Annotated in this window: 3 protein-coding genes and 1 pseudogene; all 4 read right to left on the bottom strand. The window is 70.1% G+C overall.

Annotated elements, in window-relative coordinates; genetic code table 11:
• Positions 1-716 (bottom strand): thioesterase II family protein (locus CCN37_RS15715; RefSeq protein WP_086821521.1); only part of this gene is annotated, 716 nt, incomplete at its 3' end.
• Between the two features lie 11 nt (positions 717-727).
• Positions 728-3,313: a type I polyketide synthase gene (locus tag CCN37_RS42365; protein ID WP_371504275.1), complete on the bottom strand. Its 2,586-nt coding sequence runs from the start codon at positions 3,311-3,313 to the stop codon at positions 728-730.
• 3,477 nt (positions 3,314-6,790) lie between these two features.
• A pseudogene (locus tag CCN37_RS15725) lies at positions 6,791-16,741 on the bottom strand (type I polyketide synthase); the annotation flags it as partial.
• A gap of 13 nt (positions 16,742-16,754) precedes the next feature.
• Entirely contained in the window at positions 16,755-21,596 is a 4,842-nt protein-coding gene (locus tag CCN37_RS15730) for a type I polyketide synthase (protein ID WP_210408048.1), read from the bottom strand.
• Positions 21,597-21,777 lie beyond the last annotated feature (181 nt).

Here is a 21,777-nt window from a genome sequence, read left to right on the forward strand (position 1 = left end):
GGGTTGGGGGTGTCGCCGAAGTAGAAGTGGCCGCCGGGGAAGGTCTTGGCGGCGTAGGGGGCGGTGGTGTGAGTGGCCCAGCCGTCCAGGTCGGCGGGGGAAACGCGCGGGTCGGAGTCGCCGCAGAGGCCGACAACGGGAGAGCTGAGGGGCTCGCCGGGACGGTAGGAGTAGGTCTCGGCGGCCTTGTAGTCGTTGCGGATCGACGGCAGCACCATGCGCAGCAGCTCCTCGTCGCCGAGCAGGGCGGACTCGGTACCGCTGAGGCGGGCGATCTCGGCGATGATGCCGTCGTCGTCGCGCTTGTGGATGTCGGCGCTGCGGTGCAACGACGGCGCGCAGCGGGCGGAGACCAGGAAGCGCTCGATGGGCAGGCCGCGCGAGTGCTCAAGGCGGCGCGCGACCTCGAAGCCGACGGTGGCGCCCATGCTGTGGCCGAAGAAGGTCAACGGCCGTGAGGCGAGCGGCAGGATGGCCTCGACGACCTGTTCGGCGAGGGTCACCACGTTGTCGACGCAGCGTTCGGCGCGGCGGTCCTGGCGGCCGGGGTACTGCACCGCCAGCACGTCCACCTCGGGCGAAAGAGCCTCGGAGAGCTTGAAGAAGTAGCTCGCCGATCCGCCCGCGTGCGGGAAGCACACCAGCACGGGCGCACCGTCCGCGGGCTGGTGGAACCTGCGGAACCACAGGGACAGTTCCGGGGAAAGCTCCAGCATTGCTCGTCCCTTCACAGGCCGTCGATCCAGTCGCTGATCGCCGACGCGGTCTGGCTGGAGTACTCCTCCAGCATCGAGAAGTGGTTGCCCGGCACGTCGACCACGTCGTGCGGGTACTCCCAGAAGGAGCGCCAGTCCTCACCGAGCGCGCGCATCGAGCCCTGCGACAGCGGTTCGGTCGCGCGCACCAGCAGCGTACGCGTGTCGATCTCGTCGGGGCCCCACTTGCCGAAAAGTGTGAGATACCAACCCATCGCCGACAGGCGGGCGTCGTCCATGGTGACGAAAACGCCCTCGCGCTCGACCATCCCGTCCATGAGGGACAGACCGAACTGGTTGATGAGGTTGCTCTTCGGCGTGTAGGTGTCCACGAGCACGACACCGGCGGGCCGCTCCCCCACGCTCTCCAAGTAGCCCGCCGCGGCGTGCGCGAACCAGCCGCCGGCCGAGGAGCCCAGGAGCACGATCGGCGCGCCGTCGGCGTCACGGCGGACGGCCTCGGCCTGCGCCTGGACCACGGCGGCGATGTCGGTCGGCAGGCTCTCGCCGCGGTTGAAGCCGGGCACGGCGAGCGCGGAAACGTTGCGCTGGCCCCGGAAACTCGCGGCGAAGCGCGCGTACTGGTGGATACCGGCGACCGCGAGGCAGGAGGAGAAGCAGTAGATCTTCTTATCCGCCTCACCGCGCGAGAGCAGCACGGGCTTGGGCATCTGCTGGAGCTTGTCCAGGTCGTCGGAGCCGGTGAAGCTCGGGCGCAGCGCGGCGGCCGCCCGGAGCAGCTCGAAGATCTCCGCCCACTTGCCAGTCTGGAAAGCCTCAAGGTAGAGCGACATGAGCGTCGTCCCACCAGTGTCCTTGGTGGACGGTGTGGCGGCAGCCTCCGAGGTAGGAGCCACATTCCCCAGTTCGCCCAGCAGGTGCGCGGCCAATGCGGCGGGGTCGGCGTGGTCGAAGACCAGCGTCGCGGGCAGCCGCAGACCGGTCGCGGTGGCCAAGCGGTTGCGCAGCTCCACGGCGGTCAGCGAGTCGAAGCCGGAGTCGACGAACGCGTGGTCCGCGCTGATCGCCGAAGCGTCCGCGTGGCCGAGCACCGTGGCCACGTGCTCGCGCACAATGCCCAGGACCGTGCTCAGGCGCTGGTCCTCGGACAGGGAAGCCAGCTTCTGCGCGAGCCCACCACCAGAGGCGGCACGGGCCTTCGCCGCCCGCCGAGCCGGGACCTTCACCAAGCCGCGCAACAACAACGGGGCGGAGCCGGAGGCCGCGTTGGCGCGCAACGAGTTCATGTCCAGGCGCATCGGGATGACGACGCCCTCACCCAAACCCAAAGCGGTGTCGAACAGCGAAAGCCCTTGCGCGGTGGACAACGGCGCGATGCCGGAGCGGTTGCTGCGGCCGGTGTCGGCCATGCTGCCTTCGCTCGCCCACACGCCCCACGCCAGCGAGATCACGGGGCGGCCCTGCTTGCGCAGGCTCTGCGCGAACGTGTCGAGGAAGGTGTTGGCCGCCGCGTAGTTGCCCTGCCCCGCGCCGCCGAGCACACCGGCGGCGGAGGAGAACAGCACGAACGCGCTGAGGTCCATGTCCTTGGTCAGCTCGTGCAGGTTGACCACGGCGTCGACCTTCGGCTTCAGCACCGTGTCGATGCGCTCCGGGGTCAGCGAGGCCATCGTGCCGTCGTCGAGCACGCCAGCGGTGTGCACGACCGCCGCCAACGGCCGGTCCAAGCCGGTGATCAGCGCGGCCAACGCATCCCGGTCAGCGGCGTCGCACGCTTCAACCGAAACTGAAACGCCTTCAGCGGCAAGGGAATCCCGGAACTGCTCGGCACCTTCGGCGGCGAGACCCCTGCGGCTGGTGAGCACCAGGTGCTGCACGCCGTGCTCGGTGACGAGGTGCTTCGCGAGCGCCTTGCCGAGCGAGCCGGTCGCGCCAGTGATCAACACGGTGCGATCGGCGGGGAACTCCACGGCCGACAGGTTGTCCGGCACGGCGACGCGAGCCAGCCGCGGCGTGTGCGGCACGGCGGCGCGCACGGCGAGCTGCGGCTCGGCGATCGCGAGGATCGTGGCGAGAGCGTTGTAGCTCGTGGGGTCGTCGTCGATGTCCACGATGCCGACGCGGTCAGGCATCTCCGACTGCGCGGACCGCAGAAGCCCCCACAGAGCGGAGTTCGCCAGGTCGGTGACCTCGTCGTCGTCGGAGGCCTGAACGGCGCCCTGGGTGACGAAGACCAGCCGCGAGTCGCTGTAGCGGTCGTCGGCGAACCACTGCTGCACAAGCTCCAGAGCGGCGGCCGTCGTCGTGCGCGCGGCGGTGGGGATGCTGCCGGAGATCTGTCCACAAGGGACGAGAACGACGCCGGGCGGCGAGGTTCCGGTCGAGATCGCTCCGGCGAGGGAATCGAGATCCGCGTAGGACTCGACGTGCACGCCCGCGCCGTCCAACGCCTCGGTGATCTTCAGCTCGTCCAGGCCGACGAGACCGGCCCGGCGAAGCGGAGTGGAACCGACGGTGATCGCGTTCCAGTCGAGCCGGAACAGCGACTCGTGCAGGTTGGTCGGAGCAGCGACCGAAGTGGTGGTGGAAGCCGCCATCTGCCGCAGCACCAATGCTTCCACGTCGGCGACGGGGTTGCCCTCGGCGTCGGCGATGGTCAGCGTGACCGAGTCTCCGCTGGCGCGCGCGAGGCGGACGCGGACCTCCTCGGCACCGGAGGCGTGCAGGCTGACGCCGGTCCACGAGAACGGCAAGCGCCCACGGGTCGGGTCCTCGCCCGGGTCGAGCAGCGAAGCCCCGAGGGCGATCGGGTGCAGGGCTGCGTCGAGCAGCGCCGGGTGCAGGCCGAAGGACGCGGCGTCCTCGCGCTGCTTGGTCGGCAGAGCGACCTCGGCGTACACCTCGTCGCCCTTGGCCCACGCGGCGCGCACGCCCTGGAAAGCCGGGCCGTAAGCGAAACCGTTGCTGGCGAAGCGCTCGTACAGGTCTTCGACCTCAAGCTCTTCGGCGTCGGCGGGCGGCCACGTGGTCAGCGTCGGAGTGGGTTCAGTTGCCCCCACGGAAAGCGAGCCGGTCGCGTGGCAGACCCAGTCCTCACCGTTGTGGGAGTACACGTTCAGCTCGCGCGCACCGGAGTCGTCCGGAGCGCCGACGCTGACCTGGAATGACACGCCGCCCTTTGTGGACAGTGTGAGCGGGGCCTGCAACGTCAGGTCTTCGACGCGATCGCAGCCGACCTCGTCACCGGCGCGGATGGCCAGTTCCAGAAAACCCGTTCCGGGGAACAGGATCGTGCCGCCGACCGCGTGGTCGACCAGCCAGGGATGAGTCTGCGCGGACAGGCGCCCGGTGAACACCACGCCATCGGAGTCCGGCAGGTCCACGACCGCGCCGAGCAGCGGGTGTTCGGCGCCGCGCTGACCCGCGCTCTCAACGTCGCCAGCCGAAGCGACAGCGTCGAGCCAGTACTTCTCGCGCTGGAAAGCGTAGGTCGGCAGGTCGATCCTCGAGCCGCCGGTGCCCGCCAGGTACTCCGTCCACTTCACCTGGCCGCCGGAGGTGTAGATCCCGGCGACGGCGGCAAGCAACGTGTCCACCTCGTCGCGGTCGCGGCGCTGCGCGGACACCAAGGTGGTGGAGTCCCCGAGCGAGTCAGCAGCGGCGGCGGTCAGCACGCCGTCTGGGCCTAGCTCCAGGAACCGCGTCACACCAAGGCTTTCCAGGGTGCGGATGCCGTCCTGGAAACGCACGGCCTTGCGGATGTGGTCGACCCAGTAGTCGGCGGTGTAGGCGCTCACGCGCTGCCCGTCGAGGTTGGAGATCACCGGGATCTTCGGCGCTCCATAGGAAACCGAGGACGCGACGGCGCGGAACTCTTCGAGAATGCCCGCCATGTGCGGCGAGTGGAAGGCGTGGCTGACCTTGAGCTGCTTGGTCTTGACGCCCTCGGCCTCCAACGCCGCCGCGATCTTCAGGACTTCCTCGGCGTCACCGGCGATGACCGTGGCCTCCGGGCCGTTGACGGCCGCGATGTCGACGCCCTCGGTGAGATGCGGCGTGACCACGTCCTCAGCGGCGCGGACGGAGACCATCGCGCCACCCGAAGGCGCGGACTGCATCAGCCTGGCGCGCGCGGTGACCAGCGCAGCAGCATCCTCAAGGGACAGTGCCCCGGAGACGTGCGCGGCGGCCAGCTCGCCGATGGAGTGGCCGATCAGGAAGTCCGGCTTCATGCCCCAGCTGGCGACGAGGCGGAACAGCGCGACCTCGACGGCGAACAGCGCGGGCTGCGTGTACTCGGTGCGGTCCAGGCCCTCGCCATCGGCGATCACGTCGGCGATCGGCCGCGTGAGGTGCTTGTCGAGCTTCGCCGCGACCTCGTCGAAAGCCTTGGCGTAGGCGGGGAAAGCCTTGTGCAGCTGCTGGCCCATTCCGATGCGCTGAGCGCCTTGGCCGGTGAACTGGAAGGCAGTCTTGCCGCCCGTAGCGCGCCCGGTGACGCGGTTCGAGCCGAGAAGCACCGAGCGGTACTCGAAGGCCGAGCGCGTGGTCGCCAACGACAACGCGATGTCCACGGTGGACGCTTCAAGAGCCTCAACGCGAGCGACCTGAGCTTCCAGCGCGTCAGGCGTCTTGCCGGAGACCACCAGCGGCACGACCGGCACCGAGGCGGTGACCTCGACCGGTGCGGGCTCGGTGGGAGGAGCTTCCTCCAAGATCACGTGTGCGTTGGTGCCGGAGAAGCCGAAGGACGAGATCGCGCCACGGCGGGGGTTCTCGCCGCGCGGCCACTCACGGGCTTCGGTGAGCAGCGAGACCGCGCCGACCGTCCAGTCCACATTGGACGAAGCGGTGTCGGCGTGCAGGGTCTTCGGCATCAGGCCGTTGCGCAAGGCCATGACCATCTTGATCACGCCGCCGACGCCAGCAGCCGCCTGGGTGTGGCCGATGTTGGACTTCAGCGACCCGAGCCACAACGGCTCAGTACGCTCCTGGCCGTAGGTGTTGAGCAGCGCCTGCGCCTCGATCGGGTCGCCGAGCGAGGTGCCGGTGCCGTGGCCCTCCACGAGATCGACCTCATCGGCCTGGAGGCGCGCGTTGGCCAGCGCAGCGCGGATGACGCGCTCCTGCGACGGCCCGTTGGGCGCGGTGAGCCCGCTGGACGCGCCGTCCTGGTTCATCGCGGAGCCCTTGACGATCGCGAGGACCTTGTGGCCGTTGCGCTGCGCGTCGGACAGGCGCTCCACGGCGATCATGCCGACGCCTTCGCCCCAGCCCGTGCCATCGGCGGAGTCGGCGTAGGCCTTGCAGCGGCCGTCAGGGGCGAGGCCGCGCTGACGGGCGAAGTCCACGAACGCGACCGGGGTTGACATGACCATCGAGCCGCCGACCAGGGCGAGGTCGCATTCGTTGTGCCGCAGGGAACGCGCGGCGAGGTGCAGCGCGACCAGCGAGGACGAACAAGCGGTGTCCACGGTGACTGCGGGGCCTTCGAGGCCGAGGATGTAGGCGATCCGGCCGGAAGCGATGCTGCCGGAGTTGCCCGCGCCCAGGTAACCCTCCACGTCGTCGGGCACGGTGGTCAGGCGGCGGCTGTAGTCCTGGTACATGACGCCCGCGAAGACGCCGGTGCGGCTGCCCTTGAGCGAGCTGGGGTCGATCCCCGTGCGCTCCAAGGCTTCCCACGCGGTCTCCAGCAGCAGGCGCTGCTGCGGGTCCATCGCGACGGCCTCGCGCGGGGAGATCCCGAAGAACGCCGCGTCGAAGTGATCTGCGTTGTCGACGAAACCGCCCTCGCGGGCGTAGGAGGTGCCCGGCACGTCGGGATCGGGGTTGTACAGGGATTCCAGGTCCCAGCCCCGGTCGTCGGGGAAGTCGCTGATCGCGTCGGTGCCCGAGGCGACCAGGTCCCAGAGCTGTTCCGGCGTGCTGACCCCGCCGGGGTAGCGGCAGGCCATGCCCACGATCGCGACGGGCTCCTCGAAGGACTGGAGCCGCTGCCGAGTGCGGTGCAGGTCGGCAGTGACCCGCTTCAAGTAATCCCGGAGCTTGTCCTCACTCACGCGCTACCCGCCTCACAGACCCAGCTCGTTGTCGATGAAGTCAAAGATGTCGTCGTCGCTGGCCTCGGAGAGCCGCGTGGACACCGCGTCGGTCTCCACGCCGAGCACTCCGAGGAGTTCCTGCAACCGCGTCGCCACCTTGGCTTTCGCCTTGTCGTCCGACGCGATCCGGCCCAACCCGCGCGCGACCTTGTCCAGCTCGGCAAGGCTCTGCTGGGCCGGGTCGACCTCGGTGGTCTTGATCTGCGTGCCGAGATAGCCCGCGATCGCGGTGGAGGTCGGGTAGTCGAAGAGCAGCGTCACCGGCAGGCGCAGCGAAGTGGCTTTGCTGAGCCGATTGCGCAGCTCGACGGCGGTCAGCGAGTCGAAGCCCAGCTCAAGCAGGCCGCGTTCGGCGTCGATGCCGCTCGCGTCGGAGTAGCCGAGCACCGCCGCCGCCGTGGCCTGCACGAGGTCCAGCAGCACCTGGGCCTTCTCGTCACGGTCCAAACCGGACAGTCGCTCGGCGAGCCCGGCCGACGTGCTCGCGGTCGAAGCAGCGGCGCGCTTCGCCGGGGTCCGCACCAGGCCGCGGAACACCGGCTGGATGGAGCCGCTGGCGGCTTCGGCCTTGAGCGCGGTCGGGTCGAGCCGGGCCGGGATCACCGCGCCGTGCCCGGAGCGCAGCGCGGCGTCGAACAGCCCGAGCGCTTCGTCCGTGGTCATCGGCGCGATACCGGAGCGGGCGGCGCGCTGCATGTCGGCCGAGTCGAGCTTGCCGGTCATGCCGCTGCGCTCCGCCCACAGGCCCCACGCGTGCGACTGAGCCGGGAAACCCTTGGCGCGCAAGCTCTGCGCGTAGGCGTCCAGGAATCCGTTGGCGGCGGCGTAGTTCGCTTGGCCAGCTCCGCCGACCACGCCCGCGATCGAGGAGAACAGCACGAACGCGGCCAGGTCGATGTCCTTGACCAGCTCGTAGAGGTTGACCGCCGCGTCGACCTTGGCGCGAAACACGGTGTCCACGCGCTCCGGCGTCAGCGAGTCGAACACGCCGTCGTCCAGCACTCCAGCGGTGTGGATCACCGCGGTGAGCGGGTGGTCGGCCGGAACTTCCTTCAGCACGACGGCGACCGCTTCGGGGTCGGAGACGTCGCAGGCCACGACGGAGACTTCGGCGCCGAGGTCGGTGAGCTCGTCCCGCAACTCCACCGCGCCCGGAGCGCTGAGTCCGCGACGGCCGACCAGGACGAGGTGCTTGACCTGCTGCACCGTGACCAGGTTCCGCGCGACCAGCTGGCCGAGCATGCCCGTCGCGCCGGTGACGAGAACGGTCCCGTTGGGGTCGATCTCCTTGGTGGCCGGGACCTCGGCGGCCCTCGAAACGCGAGCCGCGAAGACCTTGCCGTCGCGAACGCGCAGCTGCGGTTCGTCGGCGGCCAGCGCGATCGGGAGCGCGGAGTGCGAGGCGTCCGTGCCATCGGTGTCAACGAGCGCGAAGCGGTCCGGGTTCTCGTTGCTGGCCGAACGGATCAGGCCCCACACCGCGGCCTGGGCCAGCGAGTCGGCGTCCTCGGTGAGGAACACGAGCTTCGAGCCGGCGAAGCGGTCCTCGCGCAGCCATTCCTGGGCCAGGGCGAGCGCCGCGTGCACCTCCCCGCGCACCTGCTCCGGGAGGCTCCCGGTGGCGGTGACGCTGCGCGGGGCCAGCACGACCTCGGGGATCGTGGTGAGCGCGGCGACGCTCGCGTGAGCGGTGATCTTCACGCCGCTGGTGCGCAGCGCCTGGACCGCCGGGTGCGCCTCGTCGCCGAGGAAGACCCACTCGCCGGTGCTCACATCGTCCGAAGTGGACAGTTCCGTCCAGCCCACGGTGTACAGGGCCGAGCCGTCACCGGCCGAAGCCGCCTTGATGCTGTCCTTGGAGACCGGGCGGAGCACGAGGGATTCCACCGAAGCGACCGGCTGACCGGTCTGGTCGGTGACCTCAACCCGTACGGATTCCTTGCCGTTGGGCGTGATCCGCACGCGCAGCTCGCGAGCGCCGACAGCGTGCAGCGAGACGCCGGTCCAGGAGAACGGCATCAGGCCGCCCTCCAGTCCTTCGAGTCCGCCGAACGCGAGCGTGTGCAGTGCCGCGTCGAGCAGCGCCGGGTGCAGCCCGAACTTCGCCGCCGCCGCGCGCTGGTCCTCGGGGAGCGCGACCTCGCCGACGATGTCGGAGCCGTCCCGCCACGCCGCCTTGAGGCCCTGGAACGTCGGCCCGTAGCCGAAGCCGCCCTCCAGCATGCGGTCGTAGAGGCCGTCAGTGTCGAGCTTCTCCGCGTTCGACGGGGGCCAAGCGTCGGTCATCCGCTCGGCGTCTTCGGCCGAGACGGTCAGGGTCCCGGTGCCGTGGCGGAGCCAGGCGTCGCCGGACTGCGAGTGCACGGCGAGCGAGCGGTTGCCGTTCTCGTCCGGTCCGCTCACCGCGAGCTGAAGGGTCACAGAACCCTTCTCCGGCAACACGAGCGGCGCTTCGAGGGTCAGCTCGTCGACGACCGGGGTGCCGACCTCGGCCGCCACGTGGAGGGCCAACTCCAGGAAACCCGTGCCGGGGAAGAGCACCGAGCCCGCGACCGCGTGGTCCAGCAGCCAGGGGTGAGTCTTCGCGGAGATCGTGCCGGTGAAGAGGTAGCCCTCACTGTCAGCGAGTTCGGTGACCGCGCCGAGCAGCGGGTGCTCGGTGGTGTTGAGGCCGACACTGGCCACATCGGCGGCCTGCTGCGAGGCGTCCAGCCAGTAGCGCTGCCGCTGGAATGCGTAGGTCGGCAGGTCGACGCGGCGGGCGCCGTCGAAGAGCGGGGTCCAGTCGATCGCGGAGCCGCGCACGTGCAGCTCGGCGAGCGCGGTCAGGAAGGACTCGGCCTCCGGGCGGTCCTTGCGCAACGACGGAGCCAGAACCGCTTCGCGCTCAAGGCAGTCCCGCGCCATCGACGCGAGCACTCCGCCGGGGCCGAGCTCCACGAAGGTGCTGACGCCGTTGTTCTCCAGCCAACGGATGCCGTCCTGGAAACGCACGGCCTCGCGGACGTGGCGGACCCAGTAGTCGGCGTCGATCTCTTCGACCAGCTCGCCGGTCAAATTGGACACAATGGACAGTCGCGGCGTCGAGTAGCTGATCGACTCGGCGACCTTGCGGAACTCCGCGAGCATCGGCTCCATCAGCGGCGAGTGGAACGCGTGCGAGACCGTGAGGCGCTTGGTCTTCACGCCACTGGCCTCGGCGACCGCGAGCACCGCGTCCTCGGCTCCGGCGATGACCGTCGACAGTGGACCGTTGAGCGCCGCGATACTCACGTCCGCGTTCAGCAGCGGCAGCACATCGACCTCGGCGGCCTGGAGCGACACCATCGCGCCGCCGGTGGGCAGCGCCTGCATGAGGCGACCGCGCGCGGCGACGAGCTTGGCGGCGTCGGCCAGCGACAGCACTCCGGCGACGTGCGCGGCGGCCAGCTCGCCGATCGAGTGGCCGACCAGGTAGTCGGGACGGACACCGAAGCTCTCCGCGAGCCGGTACAGCGCGACCTCGACGGCGAACAGCGCGGGCTGCGTGTAGCCGGTCTCGTTGATCGAAGACCCGCTTGCGGGGTCGAGCATTGGCGCTGCCCCGTCGCCACCAAAGACTATCTCGCGGATCGGGCGGTCCAGGTGAGCTTCGAGGTGCGCGCACACCGCGTCGAACGCCGAGGCGTAGACCGGGAACGCGTCGTACAGCTCGCGTCCCATGCCCGCGCGCTGTGAGCCTTGACCGGTGAACATCACGGCAGTGCGGCCGTTCCCCGCCATCCCGCTGACCACACCACGTGCTTCGCTGCCCTCCGCGAGGGAAGCCAATCCGGCGCGCATCGCCGCGAGGTCTTGGCCGACGATCACCGCGCGATAGTCCGAAGTGGACCGACTGGTGACCAGTGAGAAGGCCGTGTCCACCAGCGGAGCGTCGACGTGCGCGAGGAGCTGTTCGGCTTGGCCGCGCAGGGCTGCGCTGCTCCGGGCGGAGAGAACCCAAGGCGTGGCAGGGAGTTCGGGCGCGACCCGGTCCTCCTCCACGACCTGCGGGGCTTCCTGGAGGATCACGTGGGCGTTGGTGCCACTGACACCGAAGGCCGAGATTCCGGCAGCGCGCGGGTGGCCGTTGCGCTCCCACTCCACGGCTTCGGTCAGCAGCGCGACCTCACCGGCAGACCAGTCGATGTGCGGCGACGGCGTCTCGGCGTGCAGGGTTCGCGGCAGGAGGCCGTTCTGCAACGAGAGCACCATCTTGATCACACCGGCGATGCCCGAAGCTGCCTGTGTGTGACCGATGTTGGACTTGAGAGCGCCGAGCCACAACGGCTTCTCGCGGTTCTGGCCGTAAGTGGCGAACAGCGCCTGCGCTTCGATCGGGTCGCCGAGCGAGGTACCGGTGCCGTGCGCCTCAACGGCGTCGACCTCCTGCGGAGTCAGGCCCGCGTCGGCCAGCGCGGCGCGGATGACTCGCTGCTGAGCCGGGCCGTTGGGGGCGGTGAGGCCGTTGGAGGCGCCGTCCTGGTTGATCGCGGTGCCCTTGAGCACGGCGAGGACCGGGTGGCCGTCGCGCTGCGCGTCGGAGAGCCGCATCAGCAGGAGCATGCCGACGCCCTCGGACCACCCGGCGCCGTCTGCCTTGTCGGAGAACGCCTTGCAGCGGCCGTCCGGCGACATGGCGCGCTGGCGGGAGAACTCGATGAAACTGTCCATTGTGGACATGACGACCACCCCGCCCGCGAGTGCGGAGTCGCACTCGTTGTTGCGCAGCGCCTTCGCGGCGAGGTGCAGTGCGACCAGCGAGGACGAGCACGCGGTGTCCACGGTGACCGCGGGGCCTTCGAGCCCGAAGGTGTAGGAGAGGCGGCCGGACGCGACGCTGCTGGAGCTGCCGAGAGCCAGGTAGCCCTCGAACTCCGGCGGTGCGGTGTCGAAACGCGAGCCGTAGTCGTTGTAGCTGGCGCCGATGAACACGCCGCCGCGGCTGCCCTTGACCGTCGTCGGGTCGATGCCCGCGCGTTCGAAGCTCTCCCAGGCGGTTTCGAGCAGCAGCCGCTGTTGCGGGTCGATCGCCAGTGCCTCGCGGGGGCTGATGCCGAAGAACGCCGGGTCGAAGTTCGCGGCGTCGTGCAGGAATCCACCGCCGGTGGCGTAGAAGGTGCCGGGCTTGTCGGCGTCCGGGTCGTAGCGGCCTTCGAGGTCCCAGCCGCGGTCGCTCGGGTACTCGCCCACGGCGTCGCGGCCTTCGACCAGCAGCTCCCAGAACTTCTCGGGAGTGCTCGCGCCACCGGGATAACGGCAGCTCAGGGCCACGATCGCGATCGGCTCGTCAGTGTTTCCAACGGCAACGGGAGCGGCCGTCTCGACGGTGGTGCCGCCGAGCTGCGAAGCCAGGTGCTCGGCGAGCACGGTGACGGTCGGGTAGTCGAAGACCAGCGTGACCGGCAGGCGCAGGCCGGTGGCCTCGGCGATCCGGTTGCGCAGGTCCACGGCGGTCAGCGAGTCGAACCCGAGGTCGCGGAACGCCTTCGCGGGCTCGATCTGGTCGCCGCCCGCGTAGCCCAGGACAGCGGCCACCTGCCCGGCGACGACGTCGATCAGCGCCTTGCGGCGATCCTCTTCGGACAGTCCGCCCCAGCCTTCAGCGCTCGGCGCGTCGGCGGCCTGCGGGACTGCCTTGATCTCGGCCAGATCGCCGAAGACGGGGTTGGTCTTCACCGCCGGGGAGTTCTGCGCGAGCGTCGGCCAGTCGATGTCCACGACCGCGACGCAGGTGCCGTCCTCGTCCAGCGTGCGCTGCATCGCCGCGATCGCGATCTCCGGCTGCATCGCGGGAATTCCGCCGCGTCGCAACCGCTCCGCGGTGGCCGCGTCGACCAGCCCTCCGCCAGCCCATGCGCCCCAGGCGACCGAGGTCGCGGGCAGGCCGTCGGAGCGCCGCTGAAGTGCGAGCGCGTCAAGGTAAGCGTTGGCCGCCGCGTAGCTGCCCTGGCCAGAACCGCCTGCGGTACCGGCGAAGGAGGAGAACAGCACGAAGGCGTCGAGGTCCGAGGTCAGCTCGTGCAGGTTCTGCGCGGCAGCGACCTTCGGCGCGAACACGACGTCCGTGCGGTCCGGCGTGAGCGTGTCGATCAGCCCGTCATCCAGCACACCGGCCGTGTGCACCACGGCGCGCAGGTCGGTCAGCCCGTCGATGAGGGTCTTCAGCGCGTCGCGGTCGGACACATCGCACGCGGCGATCGTCACCTCAACGCCGAGTTCACGCAGCTCGTCGGCCAGCTCAGCGGCTCCGGGCGCGTCGGCGCCACGGCGGCTGGTCAGCACCAGATGCTCGGCGCCGTTGCCCGCGAGCCAGCGGCCCACGTGCTTCGCCAGCCCACCGGTGCCGCCCGTGACCAGAACGGTTCCGCGCGCGGTCCACTTCTCGCCGCCAGTGCCCGCGTGGCGTACCAGGCGCCGAGCGAAGGTGCCGGACGAGCGAACAGCGCACTCCGGCTCGGCGGCCGTGGTGACGAGCGAGGTGACGCGGCGAAGTGCCCGTGCGTCAAGGCTCTCCGGGAGATCGACGACGCCGCCCCAGCGGTGCGGGTACTCCAGCGCGGCGATGCGGCCAAGGCCCCAGATCGCGGCCTGGCCGGGGTTGGCGACGCGGTCGGCACGCGAGACCGCAACGGCTCCGCGAGTCGCCAGCCACAGCGGCGCGTCCACGCCAGCGTCGCCGAGGGCCTGGGTCAGCGCGACGGTGAGCGCCATGCCGATGGTCTGCCCCGACGTGGAGTGCGGGCGCTCGTCCAGCGCCAGCAAGGAGATGACACCGTCCACTTCGGACAGCTCGGCCAGCTCGGTGATGCGCGAAGTCAGGCGGGCGCGGTCGATGTCGGCGGTGTCGAGTTCGAGAGTTATCACCGTGGCGTCGAGCACGTCGCTGCGGTGCCCGGCGGGAACGACCGCGAGCCAGGTGCCGGTCGGCGCGGGCGCGGTGTCGGCCACCGGCTCCCACGTGACCTTGTAACGCAGCGAGTCCACAGTGGACGATTCCTGCTTCGCCTTGCGCCACTTGGCGAGCACGGGAAGCAGAGCACCCAATGAGTCTTCGGCTTCGATACCGAGAGTGGAGGCGAGAGCGTGCAGGTCCTCGGTCTCGACGGCGGACCAGAAGTCGTCGTCGGGCGCGGCAGCGGAGGCAACGGTGGAGACCGTCGCGGAGGACTCCATCCAGTAGTTCTGTCGCTGGAAAGCATAGGTGGGCAGCTCGACCTTGCGCGCGAGGCTGCCTTCGAAGATCGGGTCGAAGTCCACCGAGCCACCGCGCACGTACAGCTCGCTCAGCGACGTCAGGAATCGGTCGAAGCCACCCTCATCACGGCGCAGCGAGCCGACGACGACCGACGAAGAGCCCTTGTCCGTGGTGAACAGGGTCTCCTGGATCGCGGGCAGCAGCACGGGGTGAGCGCTGGTCTCAACGAAGGCTTCGTGGCCGTGCTCGATGAGCAGGCGGGTGATGTCCTCCAGCTCCACGGTCTGACGGAGGCTGCGGTACCAGTAGTCCGCGCCCATCTCCGGCCCAGCGATGACCGCGCGGGTCACCGTGGAGTACACGGGGATCTCCGGGGTGCGCGGGGACACCGGCGCGAGAACGTCCAGGATCTGGTCGCGGATCTCCTCCACGTGCGCGGAGTGCGACGCGTAGTCCACGTTCACGCGGCGAACGCGGATGTCAGCAGCCTCAAGAGCCGCTTGAAGCTCGTCCAGCGCGGAGGTTTCGCCCGACACCACAACGGAATTCGCGCCGTTGACGGCCGCAAGGGAGATGCCCGGACGGCCCAACCACGGCTGCACATCGTCGCGTGACAGGGCGACCGACATCATGCCGCCGCGACCCGCGATGGCGCTGATGGTCTTGCTGCGCAGAGCCACCACGCGAGCACCATCCTCAATGGACAGTGCACCCGCGACGACGGCCGCCGCGATCTCGCCCTGCGAGTGGCCGACGACCGCCGAGGGCTGGACGCCGTGGGACTGCCACAACGCGGCGAGGGAGATCATCACCGCCCAGAGGACGGGCTGGACGATATCGACCCGCTCCATCCAGGAGGCATCATCGCCGTCAAGGATGTCCAGCAGGCGCCAGTCGGTGAACGGAGCGAGGGCGTCGTGGCACTCCCGCATCCGCGCGGCGAACACCGGCGAAGTGCTGAGCAGCGAGTTCGCCATGCCGGCCCACTGCGAGCCCTGGCCGGGGAAGACGAAGACCGTGCGGTTGATGTCGGTGACGGCGCCGCGCACCACGGAACCGGCGGGCTCCCCCTTGGCCAGGGCGTCCAAAGAGGACAGTAGGTCGGCCTCGGTCTTGCCGAGCAGCACCGCGCGGTTCTCGAAGCGAGCGCGAGTGGTCGCGAGCGAGAACGCGACGTCGAGCGGCTTGAGGCCGGGGTTGTGCTCGATGTGCTCGCGGAGGCGCTGAGCCTGCTCGCGCAGAGCCGCCTCACTGCGGGCCGAGAGCAGCCACGGCGTGTGCGACGGCTCGTTGCGCTCGTCAGAAGTTTCCTCAGCAGCAGGCGCCTGCTCCAAGATCACGTGCGCGTTGGTGCCGCTGAGACCGAAGGACGAGACGGCGGCGCGGCGGGGAGCGCCGGTCACGGGCCACGAACGCTGCTCGCGCAGGACCTCGACGTTGCCGGTCTCCCAGTCGATGAACGGGGACAGCTCCTCGGCGTGCAGGGTCTTCGGCAGGACGCCGTGCCGCAGGGCCATCACCGTCTTGATCACACCGGCCACGCCGGAGGCGGCCTGCGCGTGCGCGATGTTGGTCTTGACCGATCCGATCCACAGTGGACGGTCATCGGTGCGGGCTTGGCCGTAGGTCTCCAGCAGCGCGTGCGCTTCGATCGGGTCGCCGAGCTTGGTGCCGGTGCCGTGCGTCTCGACCATGTCGATCTGCTCGTGCTTCAGCTGCGCGTTGGCCAGCGCCGCGTTGATCACCTTGCGCTGCGCGGGACCGCTCGGCGCGGCGAGGCCGTTGGAGGCGCCGTCCTGGTTGAGCGCGCTGCCCTTGATGACCGCGAGCACCTTGTGGCCGTTGCGCTCCGCGTCGGAGAGCCGCTCCAGCAGGATGACCGCGGCACCTTCGCCGAGGCCCATGCCGTCCGCGCCCGCACCGAAAGCCTTGCCGCGGCCGTCTTCGGCGAGCCCGCGCTGCCTCGCGAAACCGACCAGCGAGATCGGCGCGGAGATGATCGCGGCACCACCGGCGACCGCGAGCGAGCAGTCTCCTTGGCGCAGCGCCTGAATCGCCATGTGGATCGCGACGAGCGAGGACGAGCACGCGGTGTCGATGGTGACCGCCGGGCCCTCAAGTCCCAGTGTGTAAGCGATCCGGCCGGAGATGATGCTCGTGGACATGCCGGTGACGAGGTGCCCCTGGAGGCCGTCCGGCGCGTCCCGCCAGCTCTCGCCGTAGCCCTGGTAGGCCGCGCCGACGAACACGCCGGTCGGGGTTCCCTTGAGCGCCTGGGGAGTCAGGCCCGCGCGCTCGAAGACCTCCCACGAGGTCTCCAGCAGCAACCGCTGCTGCGGGTCCATGGTCGCGGCCTCGCGCGGGGAGATGCCGAAGAACGCCGGGTCGAAGCGGTCGGCCTCGTAGAGGAAGCCGCCCTGCGTCGTGTAGCAGGTGCCCTGCACGTCCGGGTCCGGGTCGTACATGGCGTCCAGGTCCCAGCCACGGTTGGCCGGGAAGGAGCCCACCACGTCGCGGCCGTCCGCGACGACGTCCCACAGGTCCTCCGGCGAGGTGACCCCGCCCGGGTACCGGCAGCTCATCGCCACGATCGCGATCGGCTCGCGGGAAGCGGCGGTGAGCTGCTGGTTGGCCTTGCGCAGCCGCTCGGTCTCCTTCAGGGAGGCGCGCAGCGCGTTGACGACCTGCTGGTTCGAGTCCGACATCATCCGCTCCGAACTAGTTGTCGGTTTCGAGGGCCATGGCGACCAGTGCACTGACGTCCATGTCGTCGATGTCGTTCTCCGGCTCGTCCTCGGTGCCGTTCGCCAAGCGCAGCAACGTGTCCAGCAACCCGGCCTCGCGCAGCTTGTCCATGGGGATCTTGGAGAACAGCGCCGACGTCTCGCTGACCTCCATCGGCGCGGCTTCGACGGCCGGGACCAGCTGCTTCTCGACGTGCTTCGCCAGCTCGACCACGTTGGGGTGGTCGAAGACGATGGTCACCGGGAGGCGCAGGCCCGTCGCCTCGCCGAGGCGGTTGCGCAGGTCGACGGCGGTCAGCGAGTCGAAGCCCAGTTCGCGGAACGCCCGCGAGGTCTCCACGGCCTCCGGCCCCGGGTACTTCAGCGAGGCCGCGACCTGCGTGCGCACAACGGATGCGATGGTCAGCGACCGCTCGGCGGGGCTGAGCGCGGCGAGCTTGTCCTTGAGCGAAGCCTCACCGTCGCTGACCTTCGCGGCGGCGGCCTGCTCCTTCTGCAAGGCAGCGCGGACCTCGGGAACGGTCTCCAGCAAGGGACTCGGCCGCCCAGCGGTGAACACCGGGACGAACTTCGACCAGTCCACCTCGGCGACGACTTCGACCGCGCGCGTGGAATCGCTGAGCACGCGGTGGAATCCGTCGATCGCGAGGCGCGGGTTCATGAACGGGATACCCCGGTCGCGCAACGCTTGCTCGACGAGGTTGGCCGCCATGCCGCCGCCCTCCTCCGGGTCCCAGATGCCCCAGACCAGCGACAACGCCGGGCGACCGCGACCGCGCCGCGACTCCGCGAGGCCGTCGAGGTAAGCGTTGGCCGCCGCGTAGGCGCCGTGGTCGCCGGAGCCCCACACGGCGGAGATCGAGGAGAACAGGATGAACTCGGCGACCTCGTCGGTGTCGAAGACCGCGTCGAGCACGGCGGCTCCGGCGATCTTCGCGTAGGCGGTGTCGGCGAACTCGTCCAGGTTCGTCGCGGACAGTCCATTGAGGACACCCGCTCCGGCGATGTGCATGACCGAGGTGATCGGCCAGCCATCGGTTTCCATGCGGCGCTTGAGTTCGATGAGCGCCTGCTCGTCGCCGACGTCGCACGCCACCACGATGGCCTCGGTGCCCAGCTCCGCCAGCTCTGCGACGAGTTCGCGGGCACCGGGGGCGTCCATGCCGCGACGGCTGGTCAGCACGAGGCGGCGGGTGCGGTTCTTGGCCAGCCAGCGGGCGATCTGCGCGCCGACGCCGCCGGTGCCACCGGTCAGCAGCACGCAGCTCTGCGGCTTCCACGTCGGCTGCACGTTCTCGCTCGCGACGCGCACGAGCCTGCGGGCGAACAACCCGCTCGTACGGATCGCAACCTGGTCTTCATCACTTTGCCCCGCAAGGACTCCGGCGAGGCGGTTGACAGCGGTCTCGTCGAGGGTCTGCGGCACGTCGACCATGCCGCCCCAGCGCTGCGAGAACTCCAGTGCCGCGACGCGGCCGAGACCCCAGACCGCAGCCTGTGCGGGGCTCTGCTCACTGCCGCTGGTGACCAGCCACAGCGGAGCGTCGATCTCCGCGTCTCCCAAGGCTTGGATCAGCGCGAGCGTGGCGGCGAGCCCGTTCGGCAGGCCGCGGTGCTCGACGTGCCACCGCTGATCGAGTCCGAGCAGAGACAGCACTCCGCGCAGTGGGCCGTTGATGTCCCGCAACCGCTTGGCGAGCAGTTCGCGGTCGGTGTCGCCCTCGGCCAGCTCCACGACGACGGGCTTGCCGCCGTGCTGCTCGACGGTCGCGCGGACGCGGGCGCGCAGCGCGTCGTAGCCCGCGTCGACCGGGACGAGCACGAGCCAGGTGCCGTCGAGCTTCGCCGCGGCGGGCTCGTCGATCGGCGCCCAGTCCACCCGGTAACGCCAGGAGTCCACAATGGACTGCTCGCGCCGCTTCGCCCGCCAGTCGGCGAGGTCGGGCAGCAGCGAGCTCAGCGGCTTGTCGGTGTCGAAGCCGACCGCGGTGGCCAGCCCAGCGACGTCGCCCTGCTCGATGGCCTGCCAGAAGTCGTTGTCCAGCCCGGAATCCGCGGAGACGGCCTGCTCGACCTGCTTCTCCGGAGCTTCGAGCCAGTAGCGGCGGCGCTGGAACGCGTAGGTCGGCAGGTCGATCACGGTCGCGCCGAGCCCGGCGAACACCGAGGTCCACGCGACGCCGCCGCCCCGGGTGTGCAGCTCGGCGACCGAGGCGAGGAAGCGGTCCATGCCGCCCTGGTCGCGGCGCAGCGAACCGACCGTGGCACCGTCGCGGCCGAGCGCGTCCAGGGTCTCCCCCAGCGCGGGCAGCAGCACGGAGTGCGGGCTGACCTCAATGAAGACGTCGTGCCCGTGCTCGACGAGCAGGTGCGTGGTCTTCTCCAGCTCCACGGTCTGGCGGAGATTGCGGTACCAGTACTCGGCGTCGACCGTCGTGGTGTCGATCTGCTCGCCGAGAACGGTGGAGTAGAAGGGGATCTCGCTGGCCTTCGGCGCGATCGGGCCGAGCACGTCGAGCAGTTCGGCGTGGATCTTCTCCACGTGCGCGGAGTGCGAGGCGTAGTCCACCGGCACCCGGCGAACGCGGACGTCCTGGCCTTCGAGCTTCGCCTGGAGCGCGTCGAGCGCCTGGTTGTCGCCGGAGATCACCACGGAGCCGGAGCCGTTGACGGCCGCGAGGGACAGGCCCTCGGTCACATGCTGAACGGCTTGCTCGCGGGGCAGCTGAACCGACATCATCCCGCCGACACCCGCGATGGCCCGGATCGCCTTGCTGCGCAGAGCGATCACCCGCGCACCGTCCTCAATGGACAGTGCGCCAGCGACCACGGCGGCGGCGATCTCGCCCTGGGAGTGACCGATCACGGCGGCGGGCTCGACACCCGAAGCCCGCCACAGCGACGCCAGCGAGACCATGACCGCCCACAGTGCGGGCTGGACCATGTCGACGCGCTCAAGCCAGGCGGTGTCGTTGCCCTGCAAGACATCCAGCAAGGACCAGTCGGTGAACGGCGCGAGGGCGTCGTGGCACTCCTGGATGCGCGCCGCGAACACCGGCGAGGTCTCCAGCAGCTCCACCGCCATGCCCGCCCACTGCGCGCCCTGGCCGGGGAAGACGAAGACCGACTTGCCGAGGTCGGCGGACACTCCGCGCACCACGTTCTCCCGCTCCTCGCCGAGCGCAACCGCGTCGAGCCCGGCCAGCATCTCATCGCGGCCCGAGCCGATGATCACCGCGCGGTGCTCGAAGCTGGACCGGCTCTTCGCCAGGGAGTACCCGACGGCGCCAACCGGAGAGTCCACAGTGGACTTAAGCCGACGGGCCTGGGCACGGAGCGCGTCGGCGGTACGGGCGGACAGAACCCACGGCAGGGCGCCAGTGCTCACCTTCACCTCCGGCGCGATTTCCTCGACCTCCTCCGGCTCGGGAGCCTCAGGAGTCTCTTCGAGGATCACGTGTGCATTGGTGCCACTCGCGCCGAACGCGGAGACACCAGCTCGGCGGGGGTGACCGTTGCGGCCCCACTCACGGGCCTCGGTCAGCAGCGACACGGCGCCGGCGGACCAGTCGATCTTCGGCGAGGGCTCGTCGACGTGCAGGGTCTTGGGCAGCAAGCCATTCTGCAGCGCCATGACCATCTTGATCACACCGGCGACCCCGGCAGCCGCGGCGGCGTGCCCGAGGTTGGACTTCAGGGACCCCAGCCACAGCGGCGTTTCGCGCTTCTGGCCGTAGGTGGCGAGCAACGCGTGCGCCTCGATGGGGTCGCCGAGCGTGGTGCCGGTGCCGTGCGCTTCGACGGCGTCGACCCCGTCGGCCGAGACGCGCGCGTTGGCGAGCGCCTGCTGGATGACCTTGCGCTGCGCGGTGCCGTTGGGGGCGGTCAGGCCATTGGAGGCGCCGTCCTGGTTGATCGCCGAGCCCTGCACGACCGCGAGGACCTTGTGCCCGTTGCGGCGCGCGTCGGACAGGCGCTCCACGACGAGCACGCCGACGCCCTCGGCCCAGCCGGTCCCGTCGGCGGCGGCGGAGAACGCCTTGCAGCGACCGTCCTTGGCCAGCGCACCCTGACGGCTGAACTCGGTGTACCCCTCTGGGGTTGACAGAACCGTGGTGCCGCCGGTGACCGCCATCGAGCAGTCGCCGCGGCGCAGACCCTCGCAGGCCATGTGCAGCGCCACCAACGACGACGAGCACATGGTGTCGATCGTGACGGCGGGCCCGTGCAGGCCGAGGAAGTAGGCGATGCGGCCGGAGGAGATCGCGCCGGAGCGGCCGATCATCACGTTGCCTTCGAGCTCTTCGGGCAGCTCGGTCATGCCCCGGCCGTAGTCGTGGTCGGTGGCGCCGAGGTAGACGCCGGTCTGGCTGCCGCGCAGCGAGGCCGGGTCGATGCCCGCGCGCTCGAAGCCCTCCCAGGCGGTCTCCAGCAGCAGCCGCTGCTGCGGGTCCATCGCCAGGGCCTCGCGCGGGGAGATGCCGAAGAACCCGGCGTCGAAGAGCGCCACGTCCTCCAGGAACGCGCCCTCGTTGACGTAGCTGCTGTTGCGGCGCTCGCCGGTGGGGTCGTAGAGGGAGTCCAGGTCCCAGCCGCGGTCGCTCGGGAACGGGCCCATCAGGTCGCGGCCCTCGGCGACGGCGGCCCACAGGTCCTCGGGGCCGCGCACTCCGCCGGGGAACCGGCAGGCCATGCCCACGATGGCGATCGGCTCCGCCGCCTGCTCCTCGACCTCGCGCAACCGGCGCTTCACCGCGCGCAGGTCCGTCGTGGCCCGCTTGAGGTAGTCGCGGAGCTTCGCCTCGTTGTTGTCCACAGCCCGCAGCTCCTTCCGTCCGGCCTCTCGACCGCATCCCCATCCGACCGCCTCGCCCCCGCGCTCCGCTATAGGGCGAACCGAAGTGAGGGGTGGACTCAGGGGTGCCTGGGGGTCCGCCCAGACTTGTGGACCCAATGCGGGCATTGGTTACGCCTGATGAAACAAATGCCACATTGGG

This window comes from Allokutzneria sp. NRRL B-24872 (assembly GCF_002155965.1).
In the GTDB taxonomy this organism is placed as follows: Bacteria; Actinomycetota; Actinomycetes; order Mycobacteriales; family Pseudonocardiaceae; genus Allokutzneria.

Bases quoted from the DNA above. Each gene is read 5' to 3' on its own strand.
- CCN37_RS42365 (WP_371504275.1), bottom strand. From the start codon at position 3,313: ATGGCGGCTTCCACCACCACTTCGGTCGCTGCTCCGACCAACCTGCAC.